Annotated in this window: 18 protein-coding genes; 7 read left to right on the forward strand and 11 right to left on the reverse strand. The window is 64.1% G+C overall.

Annotated features, from left to right (window positions below; translation table 11 throughout):
- Positions 1–280: 280 nt before the first annotated feature.
- From HWY05_RS05335 to HWY05_RS05365, 7 genes are read left to right on the forward strand one after another with little or no spacing between them, the layout of a single operon-like run.
- Positions 281–1,372, forward strand: coding sequence for an ABC transporter ATP-binding protein (locus tag HWY05_RS05335; RefSeq protein WP_035559216.1), 1,092 nt, complete (start codon positions 281–283; stop codon positions 1,370–1,372).
- Positions 1,365–2,279, forward strand: coding sequence for an ABC transporter permease (locus HWY05_RS05340; protein ID WP_176057611.1), 915 nt, complete (start codon positions 1,365–1,367; stop codon positions 2,277–2,279). Before HWY05_RS05335 ends, HWY05_RS05340 begins: the two co-directional genes overlap by 8 nt.
- 27 nt (positions 2,280–2,306) lie before the next feature.
- Entirely contained in the window at positions 2,307–3,101 is a 795-nt protein-coding gene (locus HWY05_RS05345) for an ABC transporter permease (protein WP_120344644.1), read from the forward strand.
- Positions 3,101–3,526 (forward strand): (2Fe-2S)-binding protein, encoded by a 426-nt coding sequence (locus HWY05_RS05350; protein ID WP_176057612.1) that lies wholly within the window; start codon positions 3,101–3,103, stop codon positions 3,524–3,526. The genes HWY05_RS05345 and HWY05_RS05350 overlap by 1 nt, the downstream gene beginning before the upstream one ends.
- Positions 3,523–4,959, forward strand: a complete 1,437-nt coding sequence (locus HWY05_RS05355) for an FAD/NAD(P)-binding oxidoreductase (RefSeq protein WP_176057613.1) — start codon at positions 3,523–3,525, stop codon at positions 4,957–4,959. Before HWY05_RS05350 ends, HWY05_RS05355 begins: the two co-directional genes overlap by 4 nt.
- A complete protein-coding gene (locus HWY05_RS05360) occupies positions 4,952–6,115 on the forward strand; it encodes an FAD-binding oxidoreductase (protein ID WP_176057614.1) in 1,164 nt (387 codons plus the stop codon). The genes HWY05_RS05355 and HWY05_RS05360 overlap by 8 nt, the downstream gene beginning before the upstream one ends.
- Positions 6,116–6,146: 31 nt before the next feature.
- Positions 6,147–7,193 (forward strand): ABC transporter substrate-binding protein, encoded by a 1,047-nt coding sequence (locus HWY05_RS05365; RefSeq protein ID WP_176057615.1) that lies wholly within the window; start codon positions 6,147–6,149, stop codon positions 7,191–7,193.
- A gap of 46 nt (positions 7,194–7,239) precedes the next feature.
- Here HWY05_RS05365 and HWY05_RS05370 read toward each other — a convergent pair whose 3' ends face one another.
- The 11 genes from HWY05_RS05370 to HWY05_RS05420 form a co-directional block, all read right to left on the reverse strand.
- Positions 7,240–7,539: a hypothetical protein gene (locus tag HWY05_RS05370; protein ID WP_105505845.1), complete on the reverse strand. Its 300-nt coding sequence runs from the start codon at positions 7,537–7,539 to the stop codon at positions 7,240–7,242.
- Positions 7,540–7,612: 73 nt separating this feature from the next.
- Complete coding sequence (panE, locus tag HWY05_RS05375; protein ID WP_176057616.1) at positions 7,613–8,548, reverse strand: 2-dehydropantoate 2-reductase; 936 nt, start codon at positions 8,546–8,548, stop codon at positions 7,613–7,615.
- 200 nt (positions 8,549–8,748) lie between these two features.
- Entirely contained in the window at positions 8,749–9,714 is a 966-nt protein-coding gene (locus tag HWY05_RS05380) for a nucleoside hydrolase (RefSeq protein WP_176057617.1), read from the reverse strand.
- The gene (locus tag HWY05_RS05385; RefSeq protein ID WP_035559250.1) at positions 9,711–10,100 is read right to left on the reverse strand and encodes a cytidine deaminase; all 390 of its coding nucleotides are present in this window, start codon (positions 10,098–10,100) and stop codon (positions 9,711–9,713) included. The genes HWY05_RS05380 and HWY05_RS05385 overlap by 4 nt, the downstream gene beginning before the upstream one ends.
- A 15-nt stretch (positions 10,101–10,115) precedes the next feature.
- Positions 10,116–11,393 carry a NupC/NupG family nucleoside CNT transporter gene (locus HWY05_RS05390; RefSeq protein ID WP_035559252.1) on the reverse strand — a complete coding sequence of 426 codons (1,278 nt, stop codon included), beginning with the start codon at positions 11,391–11,393 and terminating at the stop codon, positions 10,116–10,118.
- 218 nt (positions 11,394–11,611) lie between these two features.
- Positions 11,612–12,799, reverse strand: a complete 1,188-nt coding sequence (locus HWY05_RS05395; protein ID WP_176057618.1) for a thiolase family protein — start codon at positions 12,797–12,799, stop codon at positions 11,612–11,614.
- A 52-nt stretch (positions 12,800–12,851) separates the two neighbouring features.
- On the reverse strand, positions 12,852–14,285 hold the full coding sequence (locus HWY05_RS05400; protein ID WP_176057619.1) for an efflux transporter outer membrane subunit: 1,434 nt from the start codon (positions 14,283–14,285) through the stop codon (positions 12,852–12,854).
- 10 nt (positions 14,286–14,295) lie between these two features.
- Positions 14,296–15,867, reverse strand: coding sequence for a DHA2 family efflux MFS transporter permease subunit (locus HWY05_RS05405; RefSeq protein ID WP_035559261.1), 1,572 nt, complete (start codon positions 15,865–15,867; stop codon positions 14,296–14,298).
- Positions 15,868–15,877: 10 nt separating this feature from the next.
- Positions 15,878–16,978, reverse strand: coding sequence for an HlyD family secretion protein (locus HWY05_RS05410; protein WP_176057620.1), 1,101 nt, complete (start codon positions 16,976–16,978; stop codon positions 15,878–15,880).
- A gap of 86 nt (positions 16,979–17,064) precedes the next feature.
- Positions 17,065–17,487, reverse strand: coding sequence for a MarR family winged helix-turn-helix transcriptional regulator (locus HWY05_RS05415; RefSeq protein WP_035559267.1), 423 nt, complete (start codon positions 17,485–17,487; stop codon positions 17,065–17,067).
- A gap of 89 nt (positions 17,488–17,576) precedes the next feature.
- The gene (locus HWY05_RS05420) at positions 17,577–17,999 is read right to left on the reverse strand and encodes a MarR family winged helix-turn-helix transcriptional regulator (RefSeq protein WP_176057621.1); all 423 of its coding nucleotides are present in this window, start codon (positions 17,997–17,999) and stop codon (positions 17,577–17,579) included.
- Between the last annotated feature and the right edge of the window lie 26 nt (positions 18,000–18,025).

Consider the following 18,025-nt stretch of genomic DNA (forward strand, 5'->3'; position numbering starts at 1 on the left):
TTGACCGGAACACTATAAAGCGTTTTATCCGGTAGCGGAATAGTGAGCCGATTCCAGCCTACCGCATCACGAACCCTGATTCATAGGGCTTTTCCGTACGTCACGCAGCGGAACGATTCTTAACGATTCCGCAAACAAATTCCGTTTGACGGAATTTTTTCAAATCTTATACCGTTGATCGGAATTTGAAATTGACGCCTCGTAATTTGGCTAGCTAGAGTCGGCTTCATCGAGGCAATCTCCGCTCGATCCGGTGTCGACTCATCCAAAGGCGAGAATCATGTCGTTCCTCACACTCACGGACGTAACGAAATCGTTCGGCGATCTGCACGCTGTCGCCGACGTGAACCTGTCGGTGGAAAAAGGCGAGTTCGTTTCGTTGCTCGGGCCGTCCGGCTGCGGCAAGACCACCACCTTGCAGATGATCGCGGGTTTCGTGGAGACCACGCGCGGGCGTATCACGCTCGACGGCCGCGACATCACGCATATGAAGCCGAATAAGCGCGGCCTCGGCATCGTGTTCCAGAGTTACGCGCTGTTTCCGCACATGAGCGTGGCGGAGAACGTCGGCTTCGGGCTGGAAATGCGCAACGTCGACAAAGCCGAGCGCAAGGAGCGCGTGCGCGAAGCACTGGCGCTGGTGCGGCTCGACACGCTCGCGCACCGCTTTCCGCGCGAACTGTCCGGCGGTCAGCGGCAACGCGTGGCGATTGCCCGCGCGATCGTGATCGCGCCGCCGGTGCTGCTGCTCGACGAACCGATGTCGAATCTCGACGCCAAGCTGCGCGAAGACATGCAGTTCGAGCTGCGCAGCATTCAGCGCAAGATCGGCACGACCACCATCATGGTCACGCACGACCAGTCGGAAGCGCTGTCGATCAGCGATCGCGTGGTCGTGATGGAAGCCGGCCGCATCACGCAGATCGACACGCCGTACGAAGCGTACGAGCGCCCGGAAAACCGCTTCGTCTCGCAGTTCATCGGCAAGGCCAACATGCTGGCGGGCACCGTGGTGGCCTGCGACGGCGAGTCGATCTGTATCGACCTCGGTCACGATATCGAAGAAACCGGCCGCACCGCGCAATTGCCGGCGCGCGAGCGCGCGGTCGGCGTAGGTGACGCGGTGACCTTGTGCATTCGTCCGGAAAAGCTGCGCCTGTGCGCGCCGGACGCCGGACGCGTGCCGGCCACCGTCACGAGCCGTTTCTTCCTTGGCAGCCAATGGCTGTATCGCCTCGACAGCCGGCTCGGCGAAGTGCTGGTGTGCTGTCAGAACGAAGGTACCGAGCCGCTGCCGGAAGGCGCGGCGGTCGGCGTGGACTGGAACAGCGAAGCGATCCGCTTCATTCAACGGGACGCGCAACATGTCTAGCACGCTCCCCGCGACCGACAAGAACAACACGCGAACCCGCGACGCGCGGCGCGCGCCCTGGCATGCATTCCTGCCGCTGTGGCTGATGTGTGCGCCGGCCTTTCTGCTGTTCGCGACGCTGGTGCTGGTGCCGCTCGTGATGACGCTGGTCCTGACCTTCTATCGCTTCGACCCGGCAAGCGGGCCGCTGGCCGCGTTCCAGTTCGGCAATTACGCGGAAGTGCTGGGCTCCTCGTATTTCCACACGATCTTTCTGCGTACCTTCGGGATTGCGTTTCTGGTCACGCTGCTATGCATCGTGATCGGCACGCCGGAAGCGTATGTGCTGTCACGCATGCGCGACCCGTACCGCTCGCTGTTCCTGCTGGTGATTCTCGCGCCGCTGCTGGTCTCCGTGGTGGTGCGCGCGTTCGGCTGGAGCATGCTGCTCAACAGCAACGGTCTCGTGAATCAGGCGTTCGGTCTGATCGGCCTCGGACCCTACAAGCTCGAATACACGACCTTCGCGATCGTGATTGCGCTCGTCCACGTGATGCTGCCGTTCATGGTGATTCCGGTGTGGACCGCGCTGCAAAAAATCGACCCGCATACGGAAAACGCCGCACTGTCGCTGATGGCGTCGCCCGCCACCGTGCTGCGCCGGATCGTGTTGCCGCAACTCACGCCGGGCATTCTGTCCGGCAGCCTGATGGTGTTCGGCCTGTCGGCGAGCGCCTTCGCGATTCCGGGCCTGCTCGGCGGACGACGTCTGAAAGTCGCCGCCACCGCCGTCTACGACGAATTCCTCGGCTCGCTCAACTGGCCGCTCGGCGCGACCATCGCGCTCCTGCTGCTGGTCGCGAATCTGATCGTGATGCTCACTTACTACCGGGTTCTGGAGCGTAAGTACGCCAGAAGCCTTGGTTAATTCATTGGCCCTTTGAGTGACATCATCATGAGAAAGAACGGCCCTATTGCACTGATTTTCCACACGCTCGTGATTGCGTTCGTGCTCGCGCCGCTCGTGATCGTCGTGCTGGTCGCGTTCACGCCCGACGAGACGCTCACGCTACCCACGCATGGCGTCTCGCTGCGCTGGTTCCGCGCGATCCTCGACTACCCCGATTTCATTTCCGCGTTCTTCAACAGTCTGAAGCTGGCGTTTGCGTCGGCCACGCTGTCGCTGATCGTCGCACTGCCCGCTGCGTTGGCGATCGGCCGCGCGCGTTTTCCGGGCCGCGGCTTTCTCAACGGACTGTTGTTGTCGCCGCTGGTGATTCCCGGCCTCGTGCTCGGCATCGCGCTGCTGCGTTTCTTCGCGCTGATCGGCGCGACCGGTTCGTTCGCGTGGCTCGTGCTCGCGCACATGATCATCATCACGCCGTTCGTGATGCGGCTCGTGCTGGCGTCGGTCAGCGGCCTGGATCGCAGCGTCGAACATGCGGCGCATTCGCTCGGCGCGGATGCGTGGACCACGTTTCGCCGTATCACCTTCCCGATGATTCTGCCGGGCATTACCGGCGGCTGGCTGCTGGCCTTCATCAATAGCTTCGACGAATTGACCATGTCGATCTTCGTCACGTCACCGCAAACCGTCACGCTGCCGGTGCGCATGTACATGTACGCGACCGAATCGATCGATCCGATGATGGCCTCCGTTTCGGCGCTGGTGATCTTCATCACGGCCGGCGCGATGCTGCTGCTCGATCGTGTGTACGGGCTCAACCGCATTCTGATCGGCCAGCATTGATGTCTTCTTCCGCTTACGTTCCCATGCCGTCCGACTCACAGTCCAATCTACCGTCCAATTTGGCGACCGCTCATGCCGAGCCGCAATTCGTTCGCGTTGCCGAAATGCAGCGTGAGCCGCTGCGTTTCTTTTTAGATGGCCATGAAGTCGTCGCGCTGCAAGGCGATACGCTGCTGACCGCCGTGTTGATGCAGCAACGGCGCGTGCGCGACAGCGAATTCAGCGGCGCGCCGCGCGCCGGCTTCTGTTTGATCGGCGCATGCCAGGACTGCTGGATGCGCAGCGAAGACGGCAAGCGCCTGCGCGCGTGTTCGACGCTGGTGACCGAGGGCATGCGCGTGGTGTCGCGATTCGGCGTTGTCGCTGATAACGCGGCTTCGGCGGCGGCTTCGGCGGCGGCACCCGGCAACGGAGACGCCACATGACCGACGAACGCCGCATCGTGATCGTCGGCGCGGGACCGGCCGGCGTGCGCGCCGCCGAGACGCTGGTCGCGGCCGGCCTGCGCCCGGTTGTGCTCGATGAAAACGCGCGCTGGGGCGGCCAGATTTATCGGCAACCGCCCGCGACCGGCGGCTTTCAACGCTCGAAGAAAACGCTCTACGGTTTCGAAGCGCACAAGGCCGACGCGTTGCACAAAACAATGGCCGCGCTGCTGCCGCAACTCGACTATCGGCCCGACACGCTCGCCTGGGCCTGCGAACCGGGCCGGCTCGATACGCTGCATGCGGGGCGCGAGATTCGCGTACCGTTCTCGCATCTGATCATCGCGAGCGGCGCGACCGATCGCGTGTTACCGGTGCCGGGCTGGACCTTGCCCGGCGTCTATACGCTCGGCGCGGCGCAGGTCGCGCTGAAGTCGCAAGGTTGCGCGATCGGACAGCGTGTCGTGCTGGCGGGTACGGGGCCGTTGTTGTACCTGGTCGCGTATCAATACGTGAAAGCGGGTGCGCAAGTGCTCGCCGTGCTGGATACGAGCCCGCTCTCGCGGCAGATCGCGGCCGCGCCGAAACTCGCGCGTCAACCGTCGACGTTGGCCAAAGGGCTCTACTACGTCGGCTGGTTGAAAACGCGCGGCGTGCGGATCGAACGTAACGTGACGCTGGTCGGTATTCACGGCGAACAAGGTGTGCGCGCAATCGAATTTCGCCCGTCGACGACCGGCTCGTTGAGCGAAACCCTCGCTTGCGACGCGGTCGGCATCAGCTTCGGTCTGAAGCCCGAAACGCAACTCGCCGATCTGGCGGGCTGCCGCTTCCGCTTCGACGCCACCAACCGCTGCTGGCTGCCCGAGCTCGACGCCGCCGGACGCAGTTCCGTGCGCGACCTCTATCTCACCGGCGACGGTGCGGGCATTGCCGGCGCCGACGCCGCCGAACTCGCCGGCCGCCGCGTTGCGCTGGCGCTGCTCGACGACCTCGGCATCGCGCATCCACGAGGCGCGGGCATGCGCGACGCGGCGTCGCTCGAACGCGGTCTCAAACGTATCGCCGTATTTCGCCAGGGTATCGAAACCGCCTTCGCGCCGCCCGCGCATTGCGCCGTGCAATGGCCCGACGACATGACCGTGTGCCGCTGCGAGGAAATCGACGCTGGCACGTTACGGCGCTGCATTCGCGGCGGCGAAGCGAGCGAGATCAACCGTCTGAAAGCGCTCACGCGCGTCGGCATGGGCCGCTGCCAGGGACGCATGTGCGGCGAAGCCGCGCTCTCGCTGCTGGCCGAGGAAACCGGCAAACCGCTCGCTGAAGTGGGCCGTTTGCGCGGTCAGGCGCCGATCAAACCGATTCCCCTTTCACCGGAGATGGTGGCCGACGACGACCTCGCCGAGATCCCCGAGGAGGCACGCGATGAGTGACACGCAACATTACGACGTCGCGATTGCGGGCGGCGGCCTGGTCGGTTCATCCGCGGCGTTGGCGTTGGCGCGGCGCGGCTTGCGCGTCGGCCTGTTCGAGCGGCGCTATTGCGGCGCGCAGGCGAGCGGCGTGAACTACGGCGGCGTGCGCTGCCAGGGGCGCTCCGTCGAACAGATGCCGCTCGCCATGCGCGCGCGGCGCATCTGGGACCGCTTGCCGGAATTGATCGGCATCGACGGCGAATTCACGATGTCGGGTCACTTGCGGCTCGCGCGCAGCGAAGCCGATCTCGCCGCGCTGCAAGCGTGGGCCGACATGGCGCGCGATCACGGACTGCACGCGCAACTGGTCAGCGGCAACGCGTTCCGCGAGCGCTATCCGTGGCTCGGGCCGGCAGCGATCGGCGGCTCGCTGTGCGCGACCGACGGGCATGCGAATCCGCGTCTGGTCTCCCCCGCATTCGCTCGTGCCGCGCGCGCGGCCGGGGCGGAGGTGCGCGAGCAAACCGAACTCAGCGAGATTCATCACGACGGCAAGCGCTTTCAACTGCGCGCCGGCGACGCACGCATCAGCGCCGACTGGTTGATCAACTCCGCCGGCGCGTGGGCGAATACCGTGGCGGGGTACTTCGGCGAGACAGTGCCGATGAAACCGATCTACCCGAACATGTGGGTCACCGAGCCGTTGCCGCTCTTCATCGCGCACAACCTCGGCGTGTACGGCGGCGGCATCTACGCGCGGCAAGTGGCGCGCGGCAATTGCGTGATCGGTGGCGGACGCGGACATGGCGACGGCGAATACGGCCACCCCTCCACCGACACCACGCGCGCCGTGATGCGCGACGCCTGCGCGTTGCTGCCCGCGTTGCGCGAGGCGCTGCTGATCCGCACATGGAGCGGCGTGGAAGGCGAGACCGTGGACAACAATCCGATCATCGGCGCGAGCCGTACGGTGCCGCGTCTGCTGCATGCGTTCGGTTTTTCGGGCGGCGGTTTTCTGCTCGCGCCCGGCGTGGGCGAAGTGCTGGCCGATCTCGTGATCGACGGTGACACCGCCACGCCGCTGCACGCCTTTTCGATTGGCCGCTTTGGCGACGTTGGCGCCTTATCTGCCAACTCGGCTGCCGATTCGGCCGCCACCTCTTCCGCTGCTTAAGTCCCGTTTAGTGAAACCCAGGAGCCCCACCATGAAACTGTTCAAGACGATCGCGGCGCTCGCCGCCCTGTGTGCGTTCAGCGCGGCCGCGCCGGCGTGGTCGGAGACCAAAACCATCTATATCGGCATGAACGGCGGGCCGATGGAAAAGGCCTATACGAGCCAGGTGCTGCCCGACTTCGAGAAAGCCAACAATGTGAAGGTGGTGGTGGTGCCGGGCACGTCGTCGGATATTCTCGCCAAGCTGCTCGCCAACAAGGCCAATCCGCAGATCCACGTGGTGTTTCTCGACGATGGCGTGATGGCGCGCGCGGTCAGCATGGGTGTCTGCAAGAAGCTCGACGACGCGCCGGTCCTGAAAGAGCTCTACCCGTTCGCGCGCATGAAGGACGACATGGGCGCAGGCGTGCAACTCGGCATGACCGGCATTGCGTACAACAAGAAACTGTTCGCTGAGAAAGGCTGGGCGCCGCCGACTTCGTGGATGGATTTCGCCGATCCGAAATACAAGGGCAAGGTGGTGTTCCAGTCGGCCTCGAGCAGCACGTTCGGCCTGCACGGCTTTCTCGCGATCAACCGTCTGATGGGCGGCAGCGAGCAGAACGTCGAGCCGGGCTTCACGAAATGGGCGACCACGGTCGGACCGAACGTGGTCGAGTACGTGCCGAACTCCGCGAAGATTTCCGAAATGGTCCAGACCGGCGAAGCAGGTCTGTTCCCGCTGACGCCGACCGGCGTGAGCGATCTGCAGGACAAGGGGATTCCGGTCGCGTATGTGAATCCGAAGGAAGGCCCGGTGTTGCTGCTGGTCGATCTGTGCGTGGTCAACAACAACCCCGATCCGCAACTCGCGCAGAAGCTCGCGCAATTCCTGCTGTCCGCACCCGCGCAGACCAAGGCCGCCGAAGCCGGCAAGCAGATTCCGACCAACCACCTCGCGAAGATGACGCCGCCGATGCAGCAAAGCCTCGGCAGTATCGACGACCTGGTGCGCAAGGTGACGGTGGTGGATTGGGACACGATCAACGCACACCGCGCGCAGTGGGATACGCGCTGGAACCGGCAGATCGAGCGCTGAGTTGGACGCTAGTTAGAGGCTAATTTCAACACTCAGCAACGCCCACTCAGAAAATCAGCGACACCGCCACGGCCAGCCAGATCGAGCCGACGCCGGCAAGAAACAGATGCCGGGCGATACGCATGTGGGTGTCGTTGGTTTCCGATTGGGCCGGGTTCGTTGCCAACCACGGCACGAGCCCGAGGCAGCCGAACCCGATCAGCGCGATCACGACGACCATCACGTCGCCGACATGCCACTTGGTGGGCTCGTACATGCCCCAGTAGCCGAGAAAGACAATGCCGATCGAAAAGATCGTGGCCGACGCGCTACTGAGCGCGGCCACGGATCCGGTTGGACTCGGCATGCTTCACCTCCGATCGTTGGATGTTACAGCCTGCCTTGTCCGTCCCGGTTCCTGCTAGTTAGTCCGATCAAAATCAGGACGTGCGGGCCTGCCTCGCTTCATACGTCTTCAGATGACTATAGGCGATCCGCAGCAACGACAGGCCGTGTTCGCCCTTCTGCGCGTCGCCGCCGCGCGAGATCAGGTCGCCGAGAATATGATCCGCCTCGGTATGCGAGTGGTTTTCCACGTCGCGCAGCATCGACGCGGTGAGCGGCGACGGCGTGAACAGCGTCTGCGTGGCGCGGGCGTCGAAGTCCGGGCCCATCGTGAAGCCTTTGCTCTCGGCCACCGCCCGGCACTCGCCGAGCAGATTCTCGATCACGCGTTTGCCGTCCGGCGCAGCCAGAATATCGCCGACGGAACCCCGCATCAAGCACGTACTAGCCGCCAATGTGGCCAGGAACACCCACTTCTCCCACATGCGCAGCAGAATGTTGTCGCTGACGGTGACGTCGAAATTCGCGCCGGCCATGACGTCCGCGATGGCCTGGACCCGCTCCGACTTGCCGCCCGCCAGTTCGCCGAATGTGATGGCATGCATTTCGTTCAGATGCACGATGTGCTGCTCGGCGTTCAGCGTCGCGGCGATTACGCATTGGCCGCCCAACACGCGCTCCGCGCCGAACTTTTCGGTCAGCACGTCTATATGGCGCATGCCGTTGAGCATCGGCAGAATCAGCGTCGATTCGCCGATGAACGGCGCGAACGAGTCGACCGCGTCGTCGAGGCTGTAGGCCTTGCAACTGAGCAGCACCAGATCGAACGGTGCGGCGCCGACACCGGCGAGGATCGTCTTGACGTTGGGCAGCGTGAGATCGCCGCGCGCGCTGCTGATCACGAGCCCGTCGCGCTGAAGCTTTTCCGCGCGCCCCGCACGAACGAGAAAGGTCACGTCCTGGCCTGCCGCGGCGAGACGCCCGCCGAAGTAACCGCCCACCGCGCCCGCCCCTACTACTAGAATTCGCATCTTTGGCCTCTTGATAGATTTCGGTCGCGCGGCGTTGGGCTTCCGGGTAGTAGACCTCGGAGCCGCTGACGCAGTGCGTGGGGAGAATGTAGCAAAGATTGACCGTCGGCATCGGCCACGATTGCTGGGGCGGCGTGCTGCGATGCACCGATTGTTCTGGTCAGATCAATCGGTGCGTCCGGCTAGTCGCACCATCACGCTCAGAGCGTGCCGAGAATCGTCTTCTCGTAGAGCGCCAGCATGCCGCCGACGTCCACGCCCACGCACACTTCGCAGGGCGGGCGGCTATCCCAGTCCGGCGCGGGCACGGGCATCGTCACCGGCTTCTGGATCGTCTGACCGACTGCGATGCCTTCGGTCAGCACGCGCACCGGGCCACTGCGCGTCGTATAGAGATGCGGCGCCAGCACATAAGCCACCGCCGACGAGTCATGCACGTAAATGCCCGCGAGTTGCGCGCTCTCTTCGTGAAACGCCTCGTAATGCCGCGACACGTCCCACACGAACTGCCCCGCCGCGCCGCCGCGTTCACGCAGCGACGCCAGATAGTCGTGGCTCATGATGGTGCGCTGCGTAACGTCGAGGCCGACGATTGTCACCGGCCACGCCGAGCCGAACACGAGATCGGCCGCATCCGGATCGCCGAGAACGTTGGCTTCCGCCGCGGGCGTCACGTTGCCGAGCACGCCGTCCGTGCCGAACGCGCCGCCCATGATCACCACCTGTTTGACGAGTGTGGCGATGTGCGGATCGTCGGCGAGCGCCAGCGCGAGATTCGTGAGCGGACCCACGGCGACCAGCGTGACTTCACCAGGATGCGCGCGCACCGTGTCGATGATGAAGCGGTGTGCCGGACGCTCGTCGAGCGCGGCGGCGTTGCTCATGTCGAGCGCGATGTTGCCGAGGCCGTTGTCGCCATGAATCCACGCCAGCGGGTCCGGCGCGATGCGTTTGAGCGGCGCGGCCGCGCCCTGCGCGACCGGCACGCCCGGCGCGAAGCGACCGGCAAGGAAACGCGCGTTACGCGTGGTCGTCTGAATCGTCGCGTTGCCGAACACGCTCGTCAGACCGAGCAGTTCGATCTCCGGATGCCGCGCCTGAAACACCAGCGCCATTGCGTCGTCCACACCGGGATCGGTGTCGTAAATAATCTTGTGCTGACTCATAAGTAAAACGCGTCCGGCAGTTGTTCGCGCGCGGTGGTGTCGCGTGTCGCGCCGTGCAGATTGCCGAGACGAATCGGCAGGTCCGGCCCGCCGAGTTCGATGATCACCTGGCGGCACGCGCCGCACGGCGCGATCGGGCCTTCGGTGTCGCCGATCACGGCGAGCGCGGCGAACTGGTCACGCTGATAACCCGCGGCAATCGCGCTGAAAAACGCGGTGCGTTCCGCGCAATTGCACAAACCATACGACGCGTTCTCGACGTTGCAGCCGTCGAATACCTGGCCGTCTTTAGTCAGCAACGCAGCGCCGACCTTGAATTTCGAATACGGCGCATAGGCCTTTTCTCGCGCGACGCCCGCGCGTTCCAGCAGTTGTTCCATCTTCATACCGCGATCCTCGATTCAATGCAGCGTAATGAACATGCCGGCAATCGTGGCGCTCAGCAGATTCGAGAGCGTCCCGGCCAGCACGACACGCAAGCCGTAGCGCGCGACTTCGGCGCGGCGTTCCGGCGCGACGGCGCTAAAGCCGCCCGTCAGCACCGCGATCGACGAAAAGTTCGCGAAGCCGCACAACGCAAACGACAGGATTGCAATGGTACGCGGATCGAGTGCCTGCAGGCCAGCCGCGCTCACGCTGGCGGCGTCTTTCAGATATGGCGACAGCGACGCGTAAGCGACGAACTCGTTGAGAATCACCTTCTGCCCGAGGAAGTTACCGGCGATCGTCGCCTCGCTCCACGGCACGCCGATCAGATACGCGAGCGGCGCGAACAGCATGCCGAGCACCGATTGCATCGACAGGTCCGGATGGCCGAACCAGCCGCCAATGCCGCCCACGATCCCGTTGAGCAACGCGATCAGACTGACGAACGCGATCAGCATGGCGCCGACCATCACCGCGATTTTCAGGCCCACGGTCGCGCCGGAACTGACGGCTTCGATCACATTGGTGGGCCGCTTTTCGTCGAAGTTGAGATGCTGCAATTGCACGCGGCTCGGCTCGGTGCTCGGGCAGATGATCTTCGCGAACAGCAGGCCGCCGGGCACCGCCATGAACGACGCGGCGAGCAGGTAGTCGACCCGCACGCCGAGCCCCGCGTAGCCCGCCAGCACCGAGCCCGCCACGGCCGCCATGCCGCTCGACATCACCGCGAACAGTTCGGCGCCAGTCATGTCGCGCGCGAACGGTTTGACGACCGCGGGCATTTCGCTTTGACCGAGAAAGATCGTGGTGACAGCCGAAAACGATTCGAGCTTCGACACGCCCAGCAGTTTCTGGAACACCGTGCCGAGCACGATCACGATCCAGCGCATCACGCCGAGGTAGTACAGCACGGAGATCAATGCCGTGACGAAGATGATGGCGGGCAGCACGCGCACGGCGAACACGAAACCGCCGTCGCCGAAGACCTGGAACATCTTGGGCTGCACGAGGCCGCCGAACAGGAACTCGATGCCCGCGTTGCCGTAGGCCAGTACGTGATTGACACCGGTTGCGGCTGCGTCGAGGATCGATTTTCCGAATGGCACGAACAGAATGAAAGCGCCGATACCGATTTGCGTGAGCAGTGCGGCGACAACAGTGCGTAAGCGAATGGCGCGCCGGTTGGCGGAGAAGATATAGGCGATCAACAACAGGACGGCAATACCGAGGAGGTTTCGGACGATCAGGGCCATGTCTCGTGACGTTCTTGTGAAAGTGGCACAGATGCTAAACGAAACTGACGCTGGAGGAAAAAGATTCGGTTAGGGGTGGCGTTCGGGTGCTGAAGGATTCAGCGCGGGGCATGCGCGGTGCATTTTTTGTGTGGAAGTGTGGGGTTGCTGCGGTGCGTTAACGTGCGATTGCCGTTAACGCGCCGCAGCGATTTCTACTGCGGTTGTCGACCCACCGCTCAGAGCATTTCCAACGCCAACGCAATCCCCTGCCCGCCGCCGATACACAGCGTCACGATTCCGCGCTTGAGACCGTCGCGTCGCATCGAATGGATCAGTCGTGTGGTCAGCACCGCGCCGGTCGCGCCAATCGGATGACCGTGCGCGATCGCGCCGCCCTGCACGTTGATCAACTCATCCGCAATGCCGAGCCGGCGCGCGACCGCGATCGGCACGGCCGCGAATGCTTCGTTGATTTCAAAGCGCTCGACCTCATGCAGTTGCCAACCGGCGCGCGCCAGAGCCATCTGCACCGCCGGCACGGGACCGAGCCCGAACATGCCCGGCTCCACCGCCGCGACGCCGAACGCCACCAGACGCGCGGCCGGTTCAATCCCGCGCGCTTCGGCGAAACCGCGCTCGGCTACCAGCATCGCGGCCGCGCCGCTGTTCAGGCCAGGCGCGTTGCCTGCGGTGATCGTGCCGTCGGGACGGAAAGCCGGCCGCAGTTTGGCCAGCGTGTCCAGCGTGGTATCGGGGCGCGGTTGTTCGTCGCGCGTGAAGGGTTGCGGGCCTTTGCGTCCCGGCACTGGTACGGCGATCAGTTCGGCGTCGAAGTCGCCGCTCTCTTGCGCCTCGACGAATCGCTGTTGCGAACGTGCGGCCCAGCGGTCCTGGCTTTCACGTGTCATGTCGAATTGCGCGACGAGGTCTTCCGTATGCCAGCCCGAGTGCTCGCCGGAGAACGCGTCGTTCAGGCCGTCGCGCAGCAGACTGTCGTGAACCTGCGCGTTGCCCATGCGGCTGCCCCAGCGCCCGCTGTCGAGCAGATACGGCGCGCGGTCCATGTTCTCCATGCCGCCCGCTACAGAGGCATCGCCGAAACCGAGCCAGATTTCCTGCGCCGCCGACACGATCGCCTGCGCGCCCGACCCGCATACGCGATTCACCGTCAGCGCCGGCACGGCCACCGGCACGCCGCCGCCAATCGACGCCTGGCGCGCGGGATTCATCTTGTTGCCCGCCTGAATCACATTGCCCATCACCACCGACGCCAACGCCGCCGCATCGAGACCGCTGCGACGCAGCGTTTCGCGCACGGCTAGCGCGCCGAGTTCGGTGGCGGGCACTTCTTTCAGCGATCCGCCGAAGGCGCCTATTGGCGTTCTTACCGGATTGCAGATCACGACTTCTCGTGGGTTCGTCATTGCTTCTCTCCAGTTGGCTTACGTTTGCAGTTTGATTTGCCGTGGCTGCACATCAGTTATTCGCCGATACCGCCGTGACGGTTCCAGGCAAATCCCAGCCGCCACCCAGCGACCGGTACAACGCGACCGCTGCGAGCGCATGCTCGCGTTTGGCCTGATTCAACGATTCGTCGTCGCGCAGATACGCTTCCTGCGCGTCCAGCACGTCGAGGAAACTCGAGGCGCCGTTCTTGTACAACTCGGTCGACAAACGCAGCGCGTGGCCCGACGCATCGAGCGCGCCGCCAAGTCGTTGCACCTGCACCGATCCGCTCACCAGGTCGCTGCGGTTGTCCTCGATTTCCTTCAGCGCCTGCAGCATGGTCTGCTGCAAACCGAGCTGCGATTCGCGCATGCGGCTTTCGCTCGCGTCGATATTCGCGGTGATACGGCCCGCGTTGAAGATCGGACTGGTGGCGTTCAACGCCGCACTGAACAGGTTGTCGGTCAGCGTCGGCAGGCCGAGATACGACGAGGCCAGCAAGCCGTCCGCGAGATTCAGCCGGAACTGCGGATAACGCTGCGCTCTCGACACGCCCACTTCCGCCGCGCGCTGTTCGACCGTCGCATACGCGGTGCGGACATCGGGCCGCTTCAGCAACGCTTCCGACGGCAACGTCTGCGGCACGCTTTGCGCGGGCAACGGAATCTCGCGGGCGTTGGCGAGCAGCAAACCGTCGACACTTTCCGGCGTGCGCCCCGAATACACCGCGATCAGACTCAATTGATGCTGCACCGCCGACTGAATGCGCGGAATCTGCGCCTGCAGATCCTGCAATTGATTCTGCGCACGCGCGACGTCGAGTTGCGTCGAGAGTCCGAAATGCAAGCGCTCCTGCGTGAGCTTCAGCGCACGCGCACGAATCTGCTCGTTGTCGCTGAGAACCTGCAATTGCGATTGCGCCCAGCGCAGGTCGATATACGCGGCCGCCGTGTTGGCCGCGAGCGCGAGCCGCAGCTGGTTCAACGACGCCTCACGGCCCGACACTTGCGCCTGCGCCGCCAGCACGGCGAGCCGTTCGCCGCCGAACACGTCCGGCGTCCAGCTCGCCGACAGACCGAATCCGGCCTGACGCACGTAGCCGAGCGGCGGCGGCGTGTTCTGGCGCGAGTCGGAAGCACCGGCGTTCGCGTTCAACTCGGGCAGCAGCGCCGCGCGGTCCTGCGTCGCCAGATCCTGTGCCTGCTTGACGCGTTCCACGGCGGCCTGCACGTCGAGATTGCCGGTCAACACCGACTCAACCAGTTGATGCATCACCGGGTCGCCGAATTGCGCCCACCACGTGTCGGCGCTGACGCTGTCTTGCGGCGCGTCGACGTTCCACGCGGCCGGCGCCACGGTCTTGACCGTCTGCGGCAAATCCGCGTGTTCGGCCGGTGGGACCGCGCAGGCCGCGAGCGTCAACAACGCGGCGCTCGCGAGAACTTTGAGTACGATCGGTTTCATGTTGAGTTCCTCAATGAGCATCGGGCGGCGGCGCGGTGTTGCCGAACGGGCGCGAGAACAGCACGCTCAGCAAACCGACCACGAAACACAGCGACAACGCGAAAAACGTGTCGGAGAAAGTGAGTACCAGCGCTTCGCGCATCAGCAGTCCATGCAATGCGCCGAGCCCTGCGTTGGCGGCGTTCAGCGCGTCGCCGCCAACCGCCGCGAAATGCGCGGTCTGCTGCTGCAGAAGCGATTCGAGCACCGGGCGTCCGGCGTTCAGATGTTCGTCGAGCCGCTCGTAGTGCAGGTTCAAACGGTCGTTGAGCATCGTGCTGCTCACGGCAATGCCGATCGCGCCGCCGAGATTGCGCATCAGGTTGAACAGGCCGCTCGCGGAACGCAGCCTCGACATCGGCAACGAGCCCAGCGCCATCGTCACGATGGGTGGAATACAGAACTGCTGCCCGATGCCGCGCAACGCCTGCGGAATCAGCAACTCCTGCCAGCCCCATTGATTGGTCAGCGGCACATACAGATAACAGCCGAGGCCGAACAGCACGAGCCCCACCACCAGCAGGATTCGCATGTCGACAATGCGGGCGAGGATCGAATACGCGACCATCGCGACCAATTGAAAACAGCCGACCGACAGCAAGGCCACGCCGATCTGCAACGAGTCGAAACCGCGCACACGCGAGAGGAACACCGGCGTCAGAAAGACCGCGCAAAAAATCCCGATTCCGGTAATGAACGACAGCAAACTGCCTATGCCGAAGTTGCGGACCGCCAGCGCGCGCAAGTCGACAATCGGCTCTTTCGCGGTGAATGCATGCACGAGGAAAAGAAAGCCGCAGATCGCCGAGATCCACGCACAAAACACGATCACGTCGTCGCCGAACCAGTTCTTGCGCGGACCTTCTTCCAGCACGTATTCGAGGCAGCCGAGAAAGCCGGACATCAGCAGAATGCCGAGGTAATCGCCCTTCTTCAGCAACGACAGATCGACGTTATCGAAATGCACGTACTTCGGCACCATCACCGTGACGAGAACGCCGGGCACGAGGTTCAGATAGAACAGCCAGTGCCACGACCATTGCGAGGTGATCCAGCCGCCGATCACCGGACCGATGGTCGGCGCGAGCGTGGCGAGCGCGCTGATGGTGGTGGACGCAATCAACCGCTGCTTGCCGGGGAACAGCACGAACGCGGTGGTGAACACGGTCGGGATCATCGCGGCGCCGAGCGCGCCCTGCAAACCGCGAAACAGGATCATCGAGTTGATGTCCCATGCGAGACCGCACAGCATGCTGGTGATCGTGAAGCCGAGCGCGGAAAAGGCGAACACCCAGCGCGTGGAGAACACGCGGGTGAGCCAGCCGGACATCGGAATCACCAGAATTTCAGCGATCAGATACGAGGTCTGCACCCAGGAGAGTTCATCCTGGCTCGCGGACAAACCGCCGCCGATATCTTTGAGGGACGACGCCACGATCTGGATATCGAGCGTCGCCATGAAAAAGCCGATGCACATCAGCGTGAACGCGACGACTTTGGTGCGCGTCGGCAGATCGGCGGGGTTGGCGAGGACTTGGGTCATGATCGGTCTCTTAGCCATGCGCCGGCGTGTCGCCAGCGTCGACGTGGACCTTCACCGTGGCCGAGAGGCCCGGGCGCAACACGCCTTGCATGTCTTTCGGCACCTCGAGACGCACCCGCACCGGCACACGCTGCACGATCTTCGTGAAGTTGCCGGTGGCGTTTTCGGCGGGCAGCACGCTGAAGGTCGCGCCGGTGGCAGGCGCCAGACTTTCCACCACGCCGTGAATCTGCCGGCTCGACGCGTCGAGATTCACGTCGACGCGGTCGCCGACCTGCATCTTCTTCAACTGGTCTTCCTTGAAGTTGGCGTCGATCCACAGGCCGCTCGCGGGCACCACGGTCAGCAGCGAGCCGCCCGTGTTCGCCAGCAGTCCCACTCGCGCGGTGCGATTGCCGATATAACCGTCGATCGGCGAGCGAATCGTTGTGTACTCCACGTTCAGCGCCGCGACCCGCTGCGCCGCTTGCGCGGTGGCGATGCGCGCGTCGGCGTCGCCGATCTGCGCGTCGAGCACCGCAATCTGGCGCTGCGCCGCGATCAGCGCCGCGCCGCTGCGATCGACGGCAGCGTGCGCCTTGCTCAGATCGGCGTCCGCCCGCTCGACCACCTGGCTCGACACCGCGTCGTCCTTCACCAGTTCGCGATAACGCGTCTGGTCGGCGGCGCTGCGCGTGAGTTCGGCGCCGGAGGCGCGCACCTCGGCCGCCTGCTCGTTGATGGTGGCGAGTTGCAAGGATTTCTTCGCCTGCAACTCGGTCACCGCGGCCTGGGCGCTCTGCACTTCCGCGCTGGCCTGCGCGAGGCGGGCGTCGTAATCGCGTGCATCGAGTCGGATCAGCACCTGGTCCGCATGCACGAACTGGTTGTCGCGCACCAGCACATCCGTGACGAAGCCGTTCACTTTCGGCGCCATCACGGTGACATCGCCGCCCACGTAGGCATCGTCAGTCGTTTCGACAAAGCGGCCGACGAAGAACCAGTACGACACCGCCAACGCGAGCACGACAAGCACCGTGATCACCGCGAGCAGCATCCAGGGAATACGCCGCGCCGGTGTGGCGGATTGAGCCGCGCTGGGTGGCGCGATAGTGGAAGGGGTTGTGGACATGATGTCGATATGTGCGTATGCACTCCTTGAGTTAAAAAAAACGGCGCTGTGCGTTGCGCCGACCTTGCGGTACTGCTCGTTCGACTTCAGAGCGGATCCTGCGTGATGGCGAACAACTCGCCGCGCAACGCGGCGGCCCGTTCTTCGCCGAAACGGTGTTCGAATTCGGCTTGCGCCGCGTACCAATGTTCGCGGCCTGCCTTCAGACGTTCTTCGCCGGCCGGCGTGAGCGCAATCGACAGCGCCCGGACGTCCGCGCCGAGCACGTCGCTCGATATCAGGCCGTTGCGGCGCAGCGGCTGGATCGTGCGAACCAGCGTGGTGCGCTGCATCCGCATGGCTTCGGCCAGTTGCTTCATCGACATCGGGCCGACGCGTTTCAACCGACCCATCAGCGAAAACTGCGTGATGGTCAGCCCCACGTTCGCCAGATGCCGATCGTAAAGCTGCGAGACGTAACGGGCGGCCTGGCGAATCGCAAAGCAGTCGTCGTCGAGGAGGCCTTCCATCACTACGTTTCCTGAATCGTGAGTGCGTATGCACATTAATGGACGCATCAAATCTGCTGAAGCGAGTTCATGCGGCCTATCGGGTTACGTTAGCCGGTGATGCTGAACAACTCGGTGCGCAGCACTCTTGCGCGCGCATGCCCGAAGCGTTCTTCAAACTCGTCCTGCGCTGCGCGCCACGCCACCGACGCCTGGTCGAACGTCGTTTCGCCCTTTGCCGTGAGACTGAACAGAAACGTGCGGCCGTCGTGCTCCGCCGCTTCCGCCACCACCAGGCCATCGCGCTGCAACGGCTTCATGGCGCGAACCAGCGTGGTGCGCTCCATCACCATGGCATCCGCCAGATCCGCCATGGGCAGATTCGGCTTGCGTGCGAGCTTGGCGAGGATCGTGAACTGCGCGGCCGTCAGCCCTACGCCGCCCAGATGGCGCTCGTAGATTTGCGTGACGTGCCGCGCCGCCTGGCGCAGCGCGAAGCAGTTGCATTCGTCGTAAGAGAGAGGGCGGTTCATGTCGAGGAGTGTATGTGTGCATACGC

The sequence above is a fragment of the Paraburkholderia sp. BCC1876 genome, from assembly GCF_902833695.1.
Taxonomy (GTDB): domain Bacteria; phylum Pseudomonadota; class Gammaproteobacteria; order Burkholderiales; family Burkholderiaceae; genus Paraburkholderia.

What these genes read in the sequence shown, in the direction of transcription:
- HWY05_RS05335 (WP_035559216.1), top strand. Translation starts at nt 281, where the DNA reads ATGTCGTTCCTCACACTCACGGACGTAACGAAATCGTTCGGCGATCTG.
- HWY05_RS05340 (WP_176057611.1), top strand. Translation starts at nt 1,365, where the DNA reads ATGTCTAGCACGCTCCCCGCGACCGACAAGAACAACACGCGAACCCGC.
- HWY05_RS05345 (WP_120344644.1), top strand. Translation starts at nt 2,307, where the DNA reads ATGAGAAAGAACGGCCCTATTGCACTGATTTTCCACACGCTCGTGATT.
- HWY05_RS05350 (WP_176057612.1), top strand. Translation starts at nt 3,101, where the DNA reads ATGTCTTCTTCCGCTTACGTTCCCATGCCGTCCGACTCACAGTCCAAT.
- HWY05_RS05355 (WP_176057613.1), top strand. Translation starts at nt 3,523, where the DNA reads ATGACCGACGAACGCCGCATCGTGATCGTCGGCGCGGGACCGGCCGGC.
- HWY05_RS05360 (WP_176057614.1), top strand. Translation starts at nt 4,952, where the DNA reads ATGAGTGACACGCAACATTACGACGTCGCGATTGCGGGCGGCGGCCTG.
- HWY05_RS05365 (WP_176057615.1), top strand. Translation starts at nt 6,147, where the DNA reads ATGAAACTGTTCAAGACGATCGCGGCGCTCGCCGCCCTGTGTGCGTTC.
- HWY05_RS05370 (WP_105505845.1), bottom strand. Translation starts at nt 7,539, where the DNA reads ATGCCGAGTCCAACCGGATCCGTGGCCGCGCTCAGTAGCGCGTCGGCC.
- panE (WP_176057616.1), bottom strand. Translation starts at nt 8,548, where the DNA reads ATGCGAATTCTAGTAGTAGGGGCGGGCGCGGTGGGCGGTTACTTCGGC.
- HWY05_RS05380 (WP_176057617.1), bottom strand. Translation starts at nt 9,714, where the DNA reads ATGAGTCAGCACAAGATTATTTACGACACCGATCCCGGTGTGGACGAC.
- HWY05_RS05385 (WP_035559250.1), bottom strand. Translation starts at nt 10,100, where the DNA reads ATGAAGATGGAACAACTGCTGGAACGCGCGGGCGTCGCGCGAGAAAAG.
- HWY05_RS05390 (WP_035559252.1), bottom strand. Translation starts at nt 11,393, where the DNA reads ATGGCCCTGATCGTCCGAAACCTCCTCGGTATTGCCGTCCTGTTGTTG.
- HWY05_RS05395 (WP_176057618.1), bottom strand. Translation starts at nt 12,799, where the DNA reads ATGACGAACCCACGAGAAGTCGTGATCTGCAATCCGGTAAGAACGCCA.
- HWY05_RS05400 (WP_176057619.1), bottom strand. Translation starts at nt 14,285, where the DNA reads ATGAAACCGATCGTACTCAAAGTTCTCGCGAGCGCCGCGTTGTTGACG.
- HWY05_RS05405 (WP_035559261.1), bottom strand. Translation starts at nt 15,867, where the DNA reads ATGACCCAAGTCCTCGCCAACCCCGCCGATCTGCCGACGCGCACCAAA.
- HWY05_RS05410 (WP_176057620.1), bottom strand. Translation starts at nt 16,978, where the DNA reads ATGTCCACAACCCCTTCCACTATCGCGCCACCCAGCGCGGCTCAATCC.
- HWY05_RS05415 (WP_035559267.1), bottom strand. Translation starts at nt 17,487, where the DNA reads ATGGAAGGCCTCCTCGACGACGACTGCTTTGCGATTCGCCAGGCCGCC.
- HWY05_RS05420 (WP_176057621.1), bottom strand. Translation starts at nt 17,999, where the DNA reads ATGAACCGCCCTCTCTCTTACGACGAATGCAACTGCTTCGCGCTGCGC.